This is a genomic window from Romboutsia lituseburensis DSM 797 (genome assembly GCF_900103615.1).
GTDB lineage: Bacteria > Bacillota > Clostridia > Peptostreptococcales > Peptostreptococcaceae > Romboutsia_F > Romboutsia_F lituseburensis.
In genome coordinates this window covers 35,066-50,435 of record NZ_FNGW01000014.1, presented here as the reverse complement: position 1 = coordinate 50,435, position 15,370 = coordinate 35,066, and the positions used below count along the sequence as shown (strand labels likewise).

The 15,370-nt window shown below is 28.6% G+C and carries 30 protein-coding genes; 28 read left to right on the top strand and 2 right to left on the bottom strand.

The annotated features are described in order from the left end of the window. Positions 1-130 precede the first annotated feature (130 nt). Together BLP75_RS17055 and BLP75_RS17050 are read right to left on the bottom strand one after the other, a co-directional pair. Positions 131-1,273: a site-specific integrase gene (locus tag BLP75_RS17055; protein WP_242872457.1), complete on the bottom strand. Its 1,143-nt coding sequence runs from the start codon at positions 1,271-1,273 to the stop codon at positions 131-133. A gap of 14 nt (positions 1,274-1,287) precedes the next feature. Further along, positions 1,288-1,965, bottom strand: a complete 678-nt coding sequence (locus tag BLP75_RS17050; RefSeq protein WP_139149863.1) for a LexA family protein — start codon at positions 1,963-1,965, stop codon at positions 1,288-1,290. A gap of 175 nt (positions 1,966-2,140) precedes the next feature. On the opposite strand from BLP75_RS17050, the gene BLP75_RS17045 reads away from it, so the two are divergent. The 28 genes from BLP75_RS17045 to BLP75_RS18240 all read left to right on the top strand — a co-directional run bounded on the left by BLP75_RS17045 (position 2,141) and on the right by BLP75_RS18240 (position 15,346). After that, a complete protein-coding gene (locus tag BLP75_RS17045) occupies positions 2,141-2,341 on the top strand; it encodes a helix-turn-helix transcriptional regulator (protein ID WP_092727749.1) in 201 nt (66 codons plus the stop codon). Positions 2,342-2,405: 64 nt separating this feature from the next. Further along, a complete protein-coding gene (locus tag BLP75_RS17040; RefSeq protein WP_092727748.1) occupies positions 2,406-3,209 on the top strand; it encodes a phage regulatory protein/antirepressor Ant in 804 nt (267 codons plus the stop codon). Positions 3,210-3,226: 17 nt separating this feature from the next. After that, positions 3,227-3,586 carry a hypothetical protein gene (locus BLP75_RS17035; protein WP_092727747.1) on the top strand — a complete coding sequence of 120 codons (360 nt, stop codon included), beginning with the start codon at positions 3,227-3,229 and terminating at the stop codon, positions 3,584-3,586. Between the two features lie 9 nt (positions 3,587-3,595). After that, positions 3,596-3,904 carry a helix-turn-helix domain-containing protein gene (locus BLP75_RS17030; RefSeq protein WP_092727746.1) on the top strand — a complete coding sequence of 103 codons (309 nt, stop codon included), beginning with the start codon at positions 3,596-3,598 and terminating at the stop codon, positions 3,902-3,904. 13 nt (positions 3,905-3,917) lie between these two features. Next, positions 3,918-4,070 (top strand): hypothetical protein, encoded by a 153-nt coding sequence (locus BLP75_RS18275; protein ID WP_170139140.1) that lies wholly within the window; start codon positions 3,918-3,920, stop codon positions 4,068-4,070. After that, positions 4,061-4,240, top strand: coding sequence for a hypothetical protein (locus BLP75_RS17025; RefSeq protein WP_092727745.1), 180 nt, complete (start codon positions 4,061-4,063; stop codon positions 4,238-4,240). Before BLP75_RS18275 ends, BLP75_RS17025 begins: the two co-directional genes overlap by 10 nt. A gap of 93 nt (positions 4,241-4,333) precedes the next feature. Continuing rightward, the gene (locus tag BLP75_RS17020; protein WP_092727744.1) at positions 4,334-6,295 is read left to right on the top strand and encodes an AAA family ATPase; all 1,962 of its coding nucleotides are present in this window, start codon (positions 4,334-4,336) and stop codon (positions 6,293-6,295) included. Between the two features lies 1 nt (position 6,296). Continuing rightward, positions 6,297-7,172: a recombinase RecT gene (locus BLP75_RS17015; protein ID WP_092727743.1), complete on the top strand. Its 876-nt coding sequence runs from the start codon at positions 6,297-6,299 to the stop codon at positions 7,170-7,172. Beyond that, positions 7,172-7,894 carry an MBL fold metallo-hydrolase gene (locus BLP75_RS17010; protein WP_092727742.1) on the top strand — a complete coding sequence of 241 codons (723 nt, stop codon included), beginning with the start codon at positions 7,172-7,174 and terminating at the stop codon, positions 7,892-7,894. Before BLP75_RS17015 ends, BLP75_RS17010 begins: the two co-directional genes overlap by 1 nt. A gap of 43 nt (positions 7,895-7,937) precedes the next feature. Then, on the top strand, positions 7,938-8,741 hold the full coding sequence (locus tag BLP75_RS17005; protein ID WP_092727741.1) for a phage replisome organizer N-terminal domain-containing protein: 804 nt from the start codon (positions 7,938-7,940) through the stop codon (positions 8,739-8,741). A gap of 15 nt (positions 8,742-8,756) precedes the next feature. Beyond that, the gene (locus tag BLP75_RS18270) at positions 8,757-8,900 is read left to right on the top strand and encodes a hypothetical protein (RefSeq protein ID WP_170139139.1); all 144 of its coding nucleotides are present in this window, start codon (positions 8,757-8,759) and stop codon (positions 8,898-8,900) included. Beyond that, entirely contained in the window at positions 8,897-9,148 is a 252-nt protein-coding gene (locus tag BLP75_RS17000; protein ID WP_092727740.1) for a hypothetical protein, read from the top strand. Before BLP75_RS18270 ends, BLP75_RS17000 begins: the two co-directional genes overlap by 4 nt. Positions 9,149-9,240: 92 nt before the next feature. Then, positions 9,241-9,825 (top strand): hypothetical protein, encoded by a 585-nt coding sequence (locus BLP75_RS16995; protein WP_092727739.1) that lies wholly within the window; start codon positions 9,241-9,243, stop codon positions 9,823-9,825. Between the two features lie 9 nt (positions 9,826-9,834). Continuing rightward, positions 9,835-9,993, top strand: a complete 159-nt coding sequence (locus tag BLP75_RS18265) for a hypothetical protein (RefSeq protein WP_170139138.1) — start codon at positions 9,835-9,837, stop codon at positions 9,991-9,993. Beyond that, positions 9,986-10,483, top strand: a complete 498-nt coding sequence (locus BLP75_RS16990; RefSeq protein ID WP_092727738.1) for a dUTP diphosphatase — start codon at positions 9,986-9,988, stop codon at positions 10,481-10,483. The genes BLP75_RS18265 and BLP75_RS16990 overlap by 8 nt, the downstream gene beginning before the upstream one ends. Before the next feature lie 8 nt (positions 10,484-10,491). Continuing rightward, the gene (locus BLP75_RS18260; protein WP_170139137.1) at positions 10,492-10,665 is read left to right on the top strand and encodes a hypothetical protein; all 174 of its coding nucleotides are present in this window, start codon (positions 10,492-10,494) and stop codon (positions 10,663-10,665) included. Next, complete coding sequence (locus tag BLP75_RS16985) at positions 10,617-10,895, top strand: hypothetical protein (RefSeq protein WP_092727737.1); 279 nt, start codon at positions 10,617-10,619, stop codon at positions 10,893-10,895. Before BLP75_RS18260 ends, BLP75_RS16985 begins: the two co-directional genes overlap by 49 nt. A gap of 15 nt (positions 10,896-10,910) precedes the next feature. Further along, complete coding sequence (locus BLP75_RS18255) at positions 10,911-11,072, top strand: DUF6906 family protein (protein WP_170139136.1); 162 nt, start codon at positions 10,911-10,913, stop codon at positions 11,070-11,072. A 17-nt stretch (positions 11,073-11,089) separates the two neighbouring features. After that, positions 11,090-11,674: a hypothetical protein gene (locus BLP75_RS16980; protein WP_092727736.1), complete on the top strand. Its 585-nt coding sequence runs from the start codon at positions 11,090-11,092 to the stop codon at positions 11,672-11,674. A gap of 128 nt (positions 11,675-11,802) precedes the next feature. Beyond that, positions 11,803-12,273 carry a DUF5662 family protein gene (locus BLP75_RS16975; RefSeq protein ID WP_092727735.1) on the top strand — a complete coding sequence of 157 codons (471 nt, stop codon included), beginning with the start codon at positions 11,803-11,805 and terminating at the stop codon, positions 12,271-12,273. 33 nt (positions 12,274-12,306) lie between these two features. Beyond that, on the top strand, positions 12,307-12,555 hold the full coding sequence (locus BLP75_RS16970; protein WP_092727734.1) for a hypothetical protein: 249 nt from the start codon (positions 12,307-12,309) through the stop codon (positions 12,553-12,555). Positions 12,556-12,587: 32 nt separating this feature from the next. After that, positions 12,588-12,995: a hypothetical protein gene (locus BLP75_RS16965; protein WP_092727733.1), complete on the top strand. Its 408-nt coding sequence runs from the start codon at positions 12,588-12,590 to the stop codon at positions 12,993-12,995. Positions 12,996-13,019: 24 nt separating this feature from the next. Beyond that, a complete protein-coding gene (locus tag BLP75_RS16960) occupies positions 13,020-13,334 on the top strand; it encodes a hypothetical protein (RefSeq protein ID WP_092727732.1) in 315 nt (104 codons plus the stop codon). Positions 13,335-13,355: 21 nt separating this feature from the next. Then, entirely contained in the window at positions 13,356-13,493 is a 138-nt protein-coding gene (locus BLP75_RS18250; RefSeq protein WP_170139135.1) for a hypothetical protein, read from the top strand. Between the two features lie 73 nt (positions 13,494-13,566). Beyond that, positions 13,567-13,740, top strand: coding sequence for a hypothetical protein (locus tag BLP75_RS18245; RefSeq protein WP_170139134.1), 174 nt, complete (start codon positions 13,567-13,569; stop codon positions 13,738-13,740). Positions 13,741-13,847: 107 nt separating this feature from the next. After that, positions 13,848-14,294, top strand: a complete 447-nt coding sequence (locus tag BLP75_RS16955; protein ID WP_330385839.1) for a RusA family crossover junction endodeoxyribonuclease — start codon at positions 13,848-13,850, stop codon at positions 14,292-14,294. Positions 14,295-14,313: 19 nt separating this feature from the next. Next, positions 14,314-14,826 (top strand): sigma-70 RNA polymerase sigma factor region 4 domain-containing protein, encoded by a 513-nt coding sequence (locus BLP75_RS16950; protein WP_092727731.1) that lies wholly within the window; start codon positions 14,314-14,316, stop codon positions 14,824-14,826. A 352-nt stretch (positions 14,827-15,178) separates the two neighbouring features. Beyond that, complete coding sequence (locus BLP75_RS18240) at positions 15,179-15,346, top strand: hypothetical protein (protein ID WP_170139133.1); 168 nt, start codon at positions 15,179-15,181, stop codon at positions 15,344-15,346. Positions 15,347-15,370 lie beyond the last annotated feature (24 nt).

The window sequence follows — 15,370 nt, the reverse complement described above, 5'->3', positions numbered from 1 at the left end:
GTATACGAGTAAGATTTAACTAGTAAGTAATATACTAAAGTTTTATAACGTAGTATATTACTTACTTTTATTTTATTGGAATCGTATAAAATTAACTGACAATGTTAACTGACATTTTATTGACTGACAATTAAACTGACTTTGAATCAAATAAAATTTGACTTAAATTATTAGATGCATCTTTATCCATTTCCTCTAAAACATGGCTATATGTATTCATAGAAATTTTAATATCTGTGTGACCTAATCTACTACTAACAGTTTTCATATTAGTTCCAGATAATAACATTAAAGTTGCATTTGTGTGCCTTAAATCATGTAACCTTATTTGCTTTAGATTATTAGCTTTCAATAATCTTTTATATGCAGTTGTTAAGTTTGGATTAGTCCATGGATTTAAATTTCCATTAAGACATACTAAGTCATATTTGTTTTCCAGTTTACTTTGAAGTTTTAATTTATTTTGATCGTTTTTTAATTTCCTTAATTTCTGCATAAGCTCACTAGGTGCATGTAATGACCTTTTAGAACTTTCTGTTTTAGGATCTTTAAATTCAAAACCATATTTAGGCTTATATGTTATAATTTGATTTACATTTATTATGTTATTATCAAAGTCAATATCAGACCATCTAAGACCGCAAGCCTCTCCAAAACGTAATCCAAGTAAGACCATTAGTAAAATTGGCGGCTCTATTATGTGCTGATTTAAAGCATCAATTAGAGTTTTAACTTCTTCTTTAGTATAAACTTCAGCTTCAAAAGTATCTTTTACCTTTGGTAGCTTTATAAAGTCGCAAGGATTTTCTGGTATTTCTCTTAACCGATAACACTCAGCTAAAATAGCTCTTAAAAATCCATACCTTACCTTTGAACTTTCAGCAGTAAATCTTTTGAAAATAATATTAACAAATTTTTGTAAGTTACTTACAGTAACGTCTTTTAATAAAGTATTTTTCCAGTAAGGTTCAAAATGATTCCTTATCCAGCTTAAACGATTAGTTACTGTATAATGAGACCATGTATCTTCATTTTCTTTTACATAAGCATAACATCTTTGTACAAGTGTAATATCTTTACAGATAACACTTTTATTTTTATTTATATTATTTTTTAGTTCTATTAATTGTTTTTGAGCTTCTTTTTTAGTTTTATATTTCCCTTGACTTCTTTGCTTACATTTATTACTAGCTTCATCAAAGTATTCTATAATAACATTGAAATTACCATTTCTTTCTCTTATAAAAGCTGATTTTATATTGATGTCAATCACCTTCTTTTATATCGTTATAATTTTATTTCGACCTTTATAGCTTTACCTATTATTCCGACGTATCCAGTATCTACATCGCTAGCTGGGAAAAACATAGGACCATATTTTGAATTTTCACTTTGTAAAACTAACCCACTTTGTTGTCTATAAACCCTTTTTAATGTAGCTTCATCACCGTTAACTCTTACGGCCATTATTTCGCCATCACTTTCTATAAAGTTTTGCTTTCTGATTAAAACTCTACTCCCGTCCGGTATTCCCGCATTTATCATGCTGTCTCCCTTTATTTGTAAATAGAAATATTCTTCCCCCATTACTAACTCCTCCTGATGTACATACTCATAGTCGATTATATTTTCTTCTGCAAACATTGGTATGCCTGCTTTTATAACCCCTAAAACTGGTATCTTTACCATTTCATCTTCTTTTACTTTTTTTAGGAATCTAACGTCCCCTTTTAAGTTAAATAAGTCAGTATCATCAGTTTTTTTGTTTTTATTTCCTAATAAATAATCAGTTGTAACCCCAAAATAATTAGCCATTTTCTGTATAGTAGCTACATCAGGCACTTGTTGATCTTTCTCGTACCTACTTATAGAACTTTTATTTAAATGGAAAATGTCTGCAACATCTTGTTGCGTCAATCTTTTACTAATTCTTTCTTCTTTGAGTCTTTTTCCAAATGTATCCACAATAAAAAACACCTCCACTATGAATATTATAAGCTAAGTTGCATTAAAATAAATAAAAGTTGCTTTACTAGAAACTTTTTTGTTAAAGATTGTTGACAAGTTGCTTCTTATGCAATATTATATAAATATAAGGTTGCAATAAACGCAACAAAGTAACAAATATAGAGGTGATAATATGACAAAAGAACTAAGGAAACTAAGAACTGATTTTGATTATACGCAATCAGATCTAGCTGAACTTCTTGGTTTAAAGCAAACTTCATCTTATTCTAGAAAAGAAAATGGAAAAGTTGCTTTTTCGATAGAAGAAGTTAAAAAATTAAAACAAATATTTAAATTATCGACAGAAGATGTTGTCAAAATTTTTTTAAATTAAAAGTTGCGTTTGATACAACTTAGTTTAACCAAATAAACAACAAAAATTCATAGGAGGAGAAAAGATGAAAGAATTAGTACAACTTGAAGATTTCAAAGGTGAGTTAGTGCCAATAACTGATAGTTTAAAAGTTGCAGAAGTTACAGATAAAAGACATGCAGATGTAATGAAAGATATAAGAGAACTTATAAATAAATTGATGAGTAATCATGAAACAAGAGAAATAGCACAACGAAATTTTGCTCAGTGCTCATATATCAATTCTAATAATCGAGAAATGCCAAAGTACCTAATGACTAAAGAAGGATTTGAAAATCTAATGTTTACATATAATGGGACAAAGATGGTCATAGCAAAAGCTAAATTTATAAGAAAGTTTCATGAAATGGAAGAAGAACTTAAAAATAATCAACAATTTAAACTTCCAAAAACTTATAAAGAAGCATTAGAGCAATTAGTGGAGCAAGAGGAAGAAAAAGAAAAACTTCAACTTGAAAATAAACAAAAAGATGAAGTTATAAAACAACAAACTCCAAAAGTATTATTTGCAGATGCAGTAAGTGCAAGTCATACATCTATATTAGTTGGTGAATTAGCAAAGATATTAAAACAGAATGGAGTAGATATAGGACAAAATAGATTTTTTGAATGGCTAAGGGAAAATGAATATTTAATAAAAAGAAAAGGGTCGGATTACAATATGCCAACTCAAAAGTCAATGAAATTAGAATTAATGGAAATAAAAGAAACATCTATAACACATGCTGATGGTCATATAAGTATAAGTAAGACACCTAAGATAACAGGAAAAGGACAGATATATTTTATAAATAAATTAAAACCAGTATTAGAACTAGCAGAAGCTTAAAATAGGAGGGGTTAATAATGAATAATGATTTTTTAACATTAGAAGAGTGTGAAGTAAATCCACCAGTATGGAGTGATGAAAAAAGAGAAGCAGAAGGATCAGTAGCTTTAGCTAAACAATCAAAAAAAATAAAAACAACAATTACAGATATGGATATACAAACAACTTCCATATTAGCAGTAGAAATAAATAAACTTAGATTTGAAATAGATGAAAGATTCCCTTGGATAACTATTTATGAATGGAATGAAGCTAACCTAACAAGAATTGATGAAATAGATGAAGATTTTACAATAGAAATACAAACTTTAGAACAGTTAAAGGTAGCGGCTCTTAATTGGTATTTTGATAACGTAGAAGTGGTTGGAAATTTATAGGAGGATAACATGGCAACAGAAATGCAAAGGCTAATCATCAGAAATATAGATAGAGATTCTCTGCTATCAGCTATAGCTGATAGAGAAGATATAGTAGAAGTTATGCAAATGTTTAGAGACAGTAATGATTATGCTCCTAGGGAGTATCTAACAATTAAAGAGTTTGCAAAATATTTAAAAGCATCAGAAAGCTATGTAAGAAACTTAGCCAAACATGCAGAAATAAGCAAAGTATTCAGTGTAACAAAAATAGGTAGAGAATACAGATTAGACAGACTATCTTATGAAAAATGGAGAAGTAACGGTGGTTGCTTTTAAGGAGGTGAGCTAAATGAAGCTAACTAGAAAACTAAAAGATCTATACTCTATAACTTTAGAAGAAGCAGTAGAGTGGCATAAGATGAATTGGATATTTGCAGTATCAGATGGAAAGTTAATAACTGCAACAATAGAAAAAAAGGAGATTCAAAATAAATGGTACTAGAAGAATTAAAAGCAAAAATGCAAGCTAGGATAGAACTTGCAGCTTCTATGCAAAAAAGTAATATAAGTGACACTAGTAAAAGATATTATCAAGGAATAGAAGAAACTGCACGAGAGACTTTAAAAATAGTAAATGAACATATTAGTAAGGAATATGAATTATTTATATAAGAAAAGAGCCATTGCAGTGGCTCCATCTAAAAAAACTAGAATTAAAAAAATTTAAAACTGATTATATTATATGAAATTTAGGAGGAAATATCAATGAAATTAATAATCTTAAAGCGATTAATAGTAGAAAACTTTAAAGGAATAAAAGAAATTAATATAGATTTTGAAAAAGTAACTAATATATTAGGAGAAAATGCACTTGGAAAAACAAGTATATTTGATGCATTTAGTTGGTTGATGTTTGATAAGGATAGTAAGAATAGAACTGATTTTGAAATAAAGCCATTAGATGAAAATAACTGTACTGTAAGAGGACTTAATCCAACTGTAACTGGAGTCTTAGAAATAGATGGACAAGAAGTAAAGTTAACTAAAACGTATAAAGAAAAATGGACTAAGAAGCGCGGAGAAGCAGAAAAAACATTCAATGGAAATGAAACTATATATGAAATAAACGATGTTCCAGTTAAAAAGACTGAGTATAAAAAGAAAATATCAGAGATAGCAGAAGAAGATCAGTTTAAGTTATTAACTAACCCATACTTTTTCTCTGACTCTTTAAACTGGAAAGAAGCTAGAAAAATAATATTAGAAGTTGCAGGTGATGTAACAGTAGGGCAAGTTATAGATACCAATAAAGATTTAGAACAGTTAAGAGTAGAACTAGAAAGCCAAGAAGTTGACTCTATTATGAAAAGCAAAAAGGCAAGCATAACCAAGTTAGGAGCTAGGAAGAAAGATATACCAATAAGAATAAATGAATGTGATAGAAGTATAGTAGATATAGACTTTAAAGCTATAAAAGAAGAAGTAAAATTACTTAATAAATCATTAGAAAAAGTAGAAGATGAACTTTTAGATAGCAGTAAAGTTAATGAACAAATATTAAAAGATAAAGAAACTGTATTCTCTATGAAAAAGCAAATACAAGATATGCATCAACAAGCTATGAATAGAGGTTCAGCTAAAAAGTTAGAGTTAATGGACAAGTTAAGAACTGCTGAAAATGAAGTTAATGACTTTAGGATGAAGTTAATAACTGTTGATAATGAAAAGAAATCTAAGGAATATCAGAAGGATGCAGTTACTAAGGAAACGGATAGATTAAGAAATGAATATATAAATAAGCAACAAGAAATTTTAGATACAAGCTCTATAGAAACTGAGTGTCCCACTTGTAAAAGACCTTTTGAAACTAATGATATAGAAGCTAAAAGACAAGAGCTACTAGAAAACTTTAACTTAAATAAATCAAAGATTTTAAAAGATATTCAAGCTAAAGGGTTTGCAACTAAGAAGGAAGTTGAAAAAATAACAACTGAGTTGGAAGAATTAAGCGATAAATCAAGTGAGTTACTATTAGTTATACAAGATAAGAGTATGATAGTTTCAAGTATAAAATCTGAATTAGAAGATGTAAAAGTTGAAGCTGTTTATACTAATGAAGATAGAGAAACTATAGATATGCTTAATAAAAATATATCTGATTTAGAAGAAAAAGTAGAAAACTTTACTGGATCTAACAATGATGAACTTAGAAATAAGAAAAGAGAGTTAGTAAATCAAATAAATGAGTTAAATAAAACTCTAGCTAAAGAAGGTTTAAACAAAGATTTAGAAGTTAGAAAACAAGAGTTATTAGATGAAGAAAAAGAGCTTGGAATTGAGATAGCCAAACAAGAAAAGATAGTTATGCTATGTGAGTTATTTATAAAAACAAGAGTTAATATGCTTGAAAATAATATAAATAGTAAATTTAAAAATGTTAGATTTAAGCTATTTAAAGAGCAGGTTAATGGCGGAATAGATGAAACTTGTGAAGCTTTAATAAATGGAGTTCCATTCTCTAATGCAAATACTGCAGGTCAAATAAATGCAGGATTAGATATTATAGATACTTTAAGTAAACATTTTAGTGTACAAGCACCAATATTTATAGATAACAGAGAAAGCGTAAATAACCTTATAGAAATTGATAACCAAATTATAAATTTAGTAGTTACAAAAGATAACCCTTTAAAAATACAAAATTGTTCAATAGAAGGAGTGATATAGTATGTCAAATCAAATACAAACACAAGAAGCGGGTAAACCTTTAACAGTTAATACTTTGTTAAAACAAGATGGATATAAAAAGAGATTTAATGAATTAATGGGGAAAAAAGCTCCTGCATTTATATCCTCAATAGTTAACGTATCAAATTTACCATCTTTAAAAGATGCAGATCCAAATACGATAATATCATCAGCTGTTGTAGCTGCAACATTAGATTTACCAATAGATCAGAACTTAGGATTTGCATATATAGTTCCTTACAACACTAAAGTAGGTAATAGTTTTGTTAAAAAAGCACAATTCCAAATGGGATATAAAGGCTATATACAGTTAGCGATGCGTACAGGACAATACAAAACTATAAATGCTATAGAAATTTATGAAGGTGAGATAAAAAGAGTAAATAGACTTACTGGAGAGATTGAATTTAATGAAGATGAAGCTCTAATAAATAGAGATGTAGTTGTAGGATATATAGCTTATTTTAAACTATTGAACGGGTTCGAAAAGACAATATATATGTCTAGAGAAGAAATGAAGAAACATGCTAAAAAATATTCTCAAAGTTATAGTAGCGCAAAAAAATGGGTAGCAGATTCTAGTTTATGGGCTACAGACTTTGATGGAATGGCAATAAAAACTGTTATGAAAAGATTATTAAGTAAATATGGAATTTTATCTATAGAAATGCAAAGTGCAATAACTAATGACCAAGCTGTTATGAATGATAGCAACCCCGAGTATGTTGACAATCAAGTTAGAGAAGAGATAAATCAAAATGCTAATAAAAAGACTATAGAAATTCCACAAGAAGAAATAGTTAATGCTGACTTTAAAGAAGTAGAACAAGAAACATTTGAAGGACCAGGATTTTAATGAAGTTAAAGGTATTAGCAAGTGGCAGTAAAGGGAACTGCTACTTGCTCCAATCTAAGACAGAAACATTGATATTAGAATGTGGAATAAGCTACAAACAAATATTAGAAGGTTTAAATTTTGATTTAAAAAGAGTCGTTGGTTGTTTAATAACACATGAACACAAAGACCATTGTAAAGCTGTTGAAAAGTTAATAGAAAATGGTATAGATATCTACTCTAGCAAAGGAACATTCCAAAGTATAGGAATAGAAAATCACAGAACTACAGTTATTGAAAGTGAAAAGTTTTTTAAAGTTGGTAATTTTACAATAATGCCTTTTGAAGCTAAACATGATGCAAAAGAGCCTTTAGGATTTCTAATTAATCATAAAAAAATAGGGAACTTACTCTTTCTAACTGATAGCTACTATTGTGAATATAGTTTTAATAATTTAAATCATATACTTATTGAATGTAACTACAGTAAAGACATACTCGATGAAAATATAGAAAACAGAGTTATTCCAGTATCTCTAAGAAATAGAATAGTTAAAAGTCATTTTGAACTAGAAAATGTAATTGAGTTCTTAGAATCAAATGATCTAAGTAAGATTAAAACATTAATGTTATTACATTTAAGTAGCTCAAATAGTGATGAAAATTTATTTATAAGTGAAATAGCTAAGAAAACTGGATTAGTAATAGATGTAGCTAAAGCGAATTTAGAACTTTATTTATAGAAAAATTAAATATTTATACTACAGATAAAAGCAGGTGATACAAATGACAAATACAAAGAAATATTATTGGCTAAAGCTAAAAGAAGATTTCTTTGAAGAGGATGCTATAGCATGGATAGAAGAACAAGAAAACGGAAAAGATTATTGTTTGTTTTATCTAAAATTGTGTTTAAAGTCTTTGAAAACTAATGGATTACTCATAAGAAATGTTGGAAGTATGTTAGTACCATATGATGCAAAAACACTTGCAAAAGTAACTAACACTGATATAGATACGGTAAAAGTAGCTATGGAGACATTTACAAGAATAGGATTAGTTCAGATATTAGAAAATGGAGAAATATTTATTTCGCAGCTACAAAATATGGTAGGCTCTGAAACTAAGTGGGCAGAGAAGAAAAGATTACAACGACAAAAGAAGGACAATGTCCCCTTACTGTCTGGACAAAGTCCGATAGAGATAGAGAAAGAGAAAGAACTAGAGAAAGAGTTAGAGATAGATATAGAACCACCACATATAGAAAAAGAAAAAAGTATGGTGGTGGAAGCATCAAAACTTATTACTAATTATTTTCCTTTAGAAAAAAATGAAGTAGGAAGAATTATAAAAACACTTATTGATAGTAACAAAGATATGAACTACTTAGAAGAAAAGCTAAATTATGTAAAAAACAATCCTAACACAAGGGATGTAGTAGGACTGTTAATAAATGCTATTAAAAATGATTATAAATCTAGTATGTCCAATAATTCATACAAAAAAACAAGATTTCATAACTTTAATGAAAATTTCTTAGACGAAATGTCAGAAGAAGAATTCAATGATTTAGTTAGCGGTCACAAATAAAGTGGTGGAAATATTATGGAGAATAAAACATTACAGGAGTACTTACAAGAACAAAAGGAGTTGTATAAAAAGTATACAGCTCCTGCTGATAGAGAACTTATAACGATGGTTGCAAATAAAATCAAAAGAGAAATTGAAAAAGGGGAGATTGAACAATGATTATCATAAGATCACAAAGCCAAGAAGTAATAGGAAAGTATGTAGAAGTTATAGCTGATGAAAATGTTATAAAAGGATTTAGTGCTTATGGACATATGACAGTATTAGGAGCATATGAGAGCAGAGAAAGAGCAATTCAACTTATAAATAGAATACATGAATGCTTATTAGCAGGAATAAATAAAGACTACTTAGACAGGAAGTATAGAATTAAACAAGATACAGTTTTCAAAATGCCTCCTAAATAGTGAAAATATTCAATAGGAGCAACATAGAGGTAAAAAAATTAAGTTTTAATATGAAAAACTAAATTAAAAACTGTATTATGGGGGCGTTTAAAATGAAAGGATTAAAAAGACAAGATACAAATTTTAATAAATCAATAGGTCCTAATATGTTAACGGATGATCCTATTATGAAAAATTACATAGCACTAGCTAAATGTATAGGTGGAGTTGTAATAGACGGTGAAATAAAATATCCAAGCATATCACAAGCTTGCAGTGCATATAAGCTGTATGATTCATCACAACAAATTACAGAATCAGGAGAAGTAAAAGAAACAACTACCACAAAGGCTATATTCAAAATAGAAAATGTAACCACTGGTGAAGTTGTTGAAGTAAAAGGCGGGAAAGCAGTTTGTGACTTAATAGGGATTAAAAGAGGTAGCATTAGTTACTATACAAATAAGGGATTTAAATATAAAGGTACTTATTTGATAAGTAGAATAGATAAATATAAAAATTTACGAGCAAGCCGTATGAGACGTATAAAAATTACTAATATTGAAAATGGAGATATTAAAGAATTTAAAACTATAAAAGATGCTGCGGAATATTTAGAAAGGGCAGAAGCAACATTACATTATCACATAAGTAGGAAGAGTGTAACAAACAATCATAGGATTGAATATGCAGATTAGGCGGGAGATATGGAAATACCAATACATGAACGACATGTAGTTATAGAAAAAGCATGGAACATTATGAAAGAAAAGGAAGTGGATCCTTTAACAGCTATAACTATTGCAGAGGAAGAAATAGAAAACCAAAAGAAAAAAGATAAATTGGGGGAAAAGAATTATGATTAAAGATTTACAGTACGTAAAAAATAGACAAAAAGAGTTTTTAGAGCATTTAAAAGATACAAAAGGATACTTTTATCAAGAGTGCAATTTTAATGTTCCATATTGGCTTATACTAGCTCTCCAAACAGAGTTAAGTGAAATAGCTAATGCTAAGAAAGTGCATAAGTGGTGGGATGATGAAGCGGTAGACGAAAAACATGTATTAGAAGAATGTTCAGACTTTTTAGCTCACTTAGGAAATTTAGCTAACTTCTTAAATGTAGACATGATAATAAATACGGAGGATATACAAGTTACAGCAGTAGAAGTTACTTTCAATAGATTAGCATATCAGATTACAACACTTACAATGAGTAAAAGGTTTGGGAGAATTACCTTTAAAACTATACTAGGTTTATTTGTAGAATTGATTTATAGCTTAGGATTCAACTTTGATGATTTACAAGAAGCTTACAATTCTAAAATTGAAAAAAATTATATTAGGTTTAAGTAGGTGAGATTATGGAAGAACTAAGATTTGCAGTTGGACAATTATACGAAGAGTTCGGACATAATGAGGTTACAGTAGCATTAAGTCAGATATTAGATTGCCTGGTAGTAGAAAAACAAAGGGAGGAGTTTGAGGAATGGAAGAAATCAAAGGATTTAAACAAATCACAAAAGATAGTGATGTAATTAATATATGCATAGATGAAAATTTAAATAAAAAGTTTTGGAAATATCAAAATCACAAAGCTTTTAATAAGGCTATAAAAGAAAGTACAAAACAAACAGTAGAATCAATATTTGAGTTACCAAAGTTTGAATCTCATGTAAGGAAACATGAAAAGCTTTGGAATAAACATAGATCACAATTCAATGTACTTGAAAAAGAACATATAGACAGGACTTATATACAAAATTAGGAGGGAGATTTACGGATGAAAAAATTAAAGAAACTTACTAGACGTCAAATGCAAGTATTAGGAGCTGCAGGGTATGACATAATGGAATATTTACTTGAAAGACAAAATGATAAGGACCATACATTCACATATGTACATAGACATACTAAAGAAGTTGTAGTTTTAAAATATAAATAATACAGGGGGAACTAAAGATGAAAATGCCAATAGTTTTAAGAGGAACATATGAAAAGGAAATAGATAATGCTGTAAATTTATTAAATGATAAGAATAAAGAGATTGCAAGACTTAAAGATGAACTAGCTGTATCTAATAAGATTAAAGAAAGTTTAGAAATTAGAAATAGTAAGTTAAGTACAAAGCTTACTGCAGTATTAGACAAAACAGAAGAATTAGAGCAACAAATAACAGATCATAAAGAGTATGCAGGTGAAATTATAAATAAAAAGGATAGGTTAACTTATAGATTAGAAAAGACTATGAAAGAAAGAAATCAATTAGAAGATGCAAATCATGAACTACACCAAGATTTAGTACAAGCCAATGCTAAGGTTCAATCATATAAAAGAGATAACGTTACCCTAGGTAAAATATACAACAACATGAATAGAAAGCTATGGTGCAATCAAGAGAGCAAAAGACAACTAGCAAAATTAGCAACTGAAATATTAGATGCAGAAAAAATAAATAAAAATTATATAGCTGGATATTTAAGTGAAATAGCAATGAGATTAGGCGGCGGTGAGCAATACGAATTTATAGAGTTAGGTAATGAATAAAAATGAGAGACATTTGGATATTAATTTGGATTATGGCTGTAATAGTTGGGGCACTGGATGCTCTAGCTATTATAGCTAGAAAATATAAAAAGTAGATTGTGAAACATTGATTTTAGGAGGAGAAAATAATGATAACAATATATAAAAATCCAAACGGAGATACAAGAACAGCACCAAAAAATATAAGTTTTGAGCAATTCCAAGAGGCAAATGATATGCATAAGCAAGATGTTAGGAGTGTAATGAATGATTTAGCATTGAGAATAATGACAGCAGGATTATTACACGATTACACTAAAAAATCAGATGAACGATTATTCTATAAAAACTTCTTATCAACTATGAACAAAGGAACTGATTTTGTTAATGACGAGTGGTATCAGTTACATATAAAGCATGAAAGACATCACTTATTATCAAGATGTCCAGAAGATGTAAATTTAATAGATGTACTAGAAATGATAACAGATTGTGTATGTGCTGGAATGGCAAGAAGTGGAGAATTAAGACCAATAGAGATAAATGCAAAAATATTAGAAAAGGCTACAGCTAATACGGTAGATTTAATAAAAAAAATGATAGTATCAACTGCAAGGTAGCAAAGAAAATATTGGTTTTGAGAGGAGAGTATTATGAAAAAAGAATTTTATGGAAATTTAAGTATAGTTATAAATATGAATTTTACAGGATTAGAAGCGAACTCTATTGAGGAAGCAGAAGAAATGGTTATGGATTCTGAATTTGAGTTCAAACTTCTTAATAGTAAAACTGGAGAAGAAATAGATATAGATATTCAAGGATGGCATATCGCAGATGAAGTAGGGCGAGGAAATGTCACTGAATCAGATTTAAGAGATTTTCAGATAGATGAAGAAATTTAGATAACTAAAGATGGGTTTTAGGAGGAGAGATTATGAAAATAGAATTATTAAATTTAGACAATGTAAAACAAGCTTTTGCAGTAGCCAATAATGCTATTTATTTTGCAGATAGGAGTGATTATAAGTCAGCGTTATATGAAGTATGCAAGACTTTAAATCCTAAAATAGATGATGAATTAATAGGGTCTAAATATATAGAGGAAGATATTCAAGAACATAAAGAACAAAGTAAAACTTATGAATATCTAGTTATATATGAAATGCCTAATATAAGAGGTAGATGCAAGGTAGATAGAACTAAATTATTAGATAACTTTACTGAGCTAGAAGAACTAGAGAAATATTTAAGAAAAAGTAATGCAGTAACACCAGGTATATCTAATGATATAAAAAGTAAATTATTAGTTATGGATTTTAAATTACTTAGAACTATAGATTAGAAGTCAAAAGAGGAGTTTTAGGAGATGAAAACGGAGCAATTAAAGTTATTAGGTAATGTAATAGAATTTCCTAATAATAAAAACTACGAAAATTTAAAACTTAAAGAACAAAGAGAACTATTACATAAGTTAGTAGACAGATTATTAAATGATGGAAGTGACTTTGAAATAATAATAAATAAAGAAAATGCACTTAAAACATTTGATGATTATGAAAATAAAGTAAAAGATTATTTAGTTATAACAACTAATGAAAATTGGAGAGAAAGACTTAATAATAAAAAGTTAGCAAATTCAAAATATGCTTTTTGTGTCTTAAAAAATGATAATAGATTGTAATATAAATAGGTGGTGAAGATTATGTCTTGTAAATGTGCGGAGTTTGAAGCGGAAGATGGAAGATATACATGCAGCGTAAGTGGTGATGGGTGTATGTTTTTAATACCAGATAGTAAGTTATATGCTGAAAGGTATGGAGAAGGACCTGATGCAGAATAAATAATTTGATCATATTCTCTACTCGGGGAATATGATCTATGAAACAAAAATTGTATTTTAGGTGGATGAATATATGATAAAGAGAATAAAAGATTACATAAAAAATAAAACAAATCAGAAAAAGTGTGAACATGAATATGCTGAATTTGGAAAAATTTCAAAATATGCAAATCTAAATGGTTACAGAGTTTATATAAGATGTGAAAAGTGTGGTCATATTAAAGATTCATACTTTATATACGAATAAAAAAAGACATTTGAATAAGTAAATATCATTATCAGTATAGCTCTATATCTATATTGATAACTATATGATAAATAAATTAATAAAAAGATAACCTTAGGAGATTGAATATGAGTATGAAAGTAAGTTTTACAATAGATGGAGAAGTTAAAGGTAAAGAGAGACCTAGATTTAATACCAATACAGGTAGAGCATACACAGCAGAGCAAACTATGATGTATGAAAACTGGGTAAAGTTATTATACAGAACTACTGTTAAACAGTATTTCCAAGGCAATGTAAAAATGATAGTTGATTGCTATTATGGGATTACTAAAAAGGATAAATCAGCATTAGAAAAATGTAATGTTAAAACTAAAGAATATAAAGAAGCTAGAGCTAAGTTAGATGGTTTAAATAGACCAACTAAGAAACCAGACTTAGATAACATAATAAAGGTTATTGCAGATAGTTTAAATGGAATAGCATACAAAGATGATGCGCAAGTTGTAGAAGTAGTTTCTAGAAAGTTTTATAGTGAGACACCTAGAGTAGAAGTGACAATAGAATCAATATAACTTTATAGGGGGCGATATTATGGATAAGAATACACAAGAAATACAAAAGAGCTGTATAGAGCTTACAGAAGAGTTATTAAAAGAGTATAAACATATAGATGTATTTATAGAAAACATAGAGAAAAAAATAAAGGATATGGGGTTAGAAGAAAATATAACAACAGTAGGAGCTATTAATTATGATAGTATACAAGTAAGCCCTACATATAATATAGGAAGAATGACCGAAAGAAAAGCATTAGATAGAATAGAGGATGAAACTGAATTAAGAATAGAACTATATAGAAATAAAAAGCTCAAAGAAACTATACAAAGGGCTATAAACAATTTATCACCTACGCATAGAGAAATACTTCAATATAGAATGGAAGAAGGGCTAGAATGGATTGAAGTAGTTGATAAGATGAATTATTCAGAAAGACAATTAATATATAAGAAAAATGAAGCTGTAAGAAGTATAGCTATAGAGCTTTATGGCGTAAAAGTCTTTGAAGAAGAAAATCCTACACTATTTGATATGATAATTATATAAATTGTAATTGCAGTTTTATTGCAGATATTAGAAGTTTTAATGTGAGATAATAGTATTGTGGTAAAGTATTAATTTATTTTAACATCAAATATATTCCCAATAAAACCCCTGATAGAATTTTACCAGGTGGACATCCCCTCCACCTGGCAACATGCAAGTGGTAGTATAGCAGGTGCAACTCCTGCAACTTGCACTAATAAAAAATAATACCTTATTGGGTTGAAAGGAGTAGCCTTTCGTAATAAAGCTACGTTTTCAAAGGTTATTATTTAAGTTTCTGTTTGAATATTGAAAAAGGCTCATAACTTCATTTATGGGTCTTTTTTAATGCTTAAATAAAAGGGTGAGGGCAATGGCTAAGGTTTGGAAAGATGCAGATGAAGTTGTTAGAGCTACAGTTGAAGTTCCTAAAGGTCTTTGGGAAAGTGAAAGCATAATGAAAGAAAAACCTAACTTTAATAAAGTTAACATAAACTTAAAAAATATTGATAAAAAAGAAGGAAAACCTCGAATTGAGTAGAATTATATACTTAATAAAGGAGGT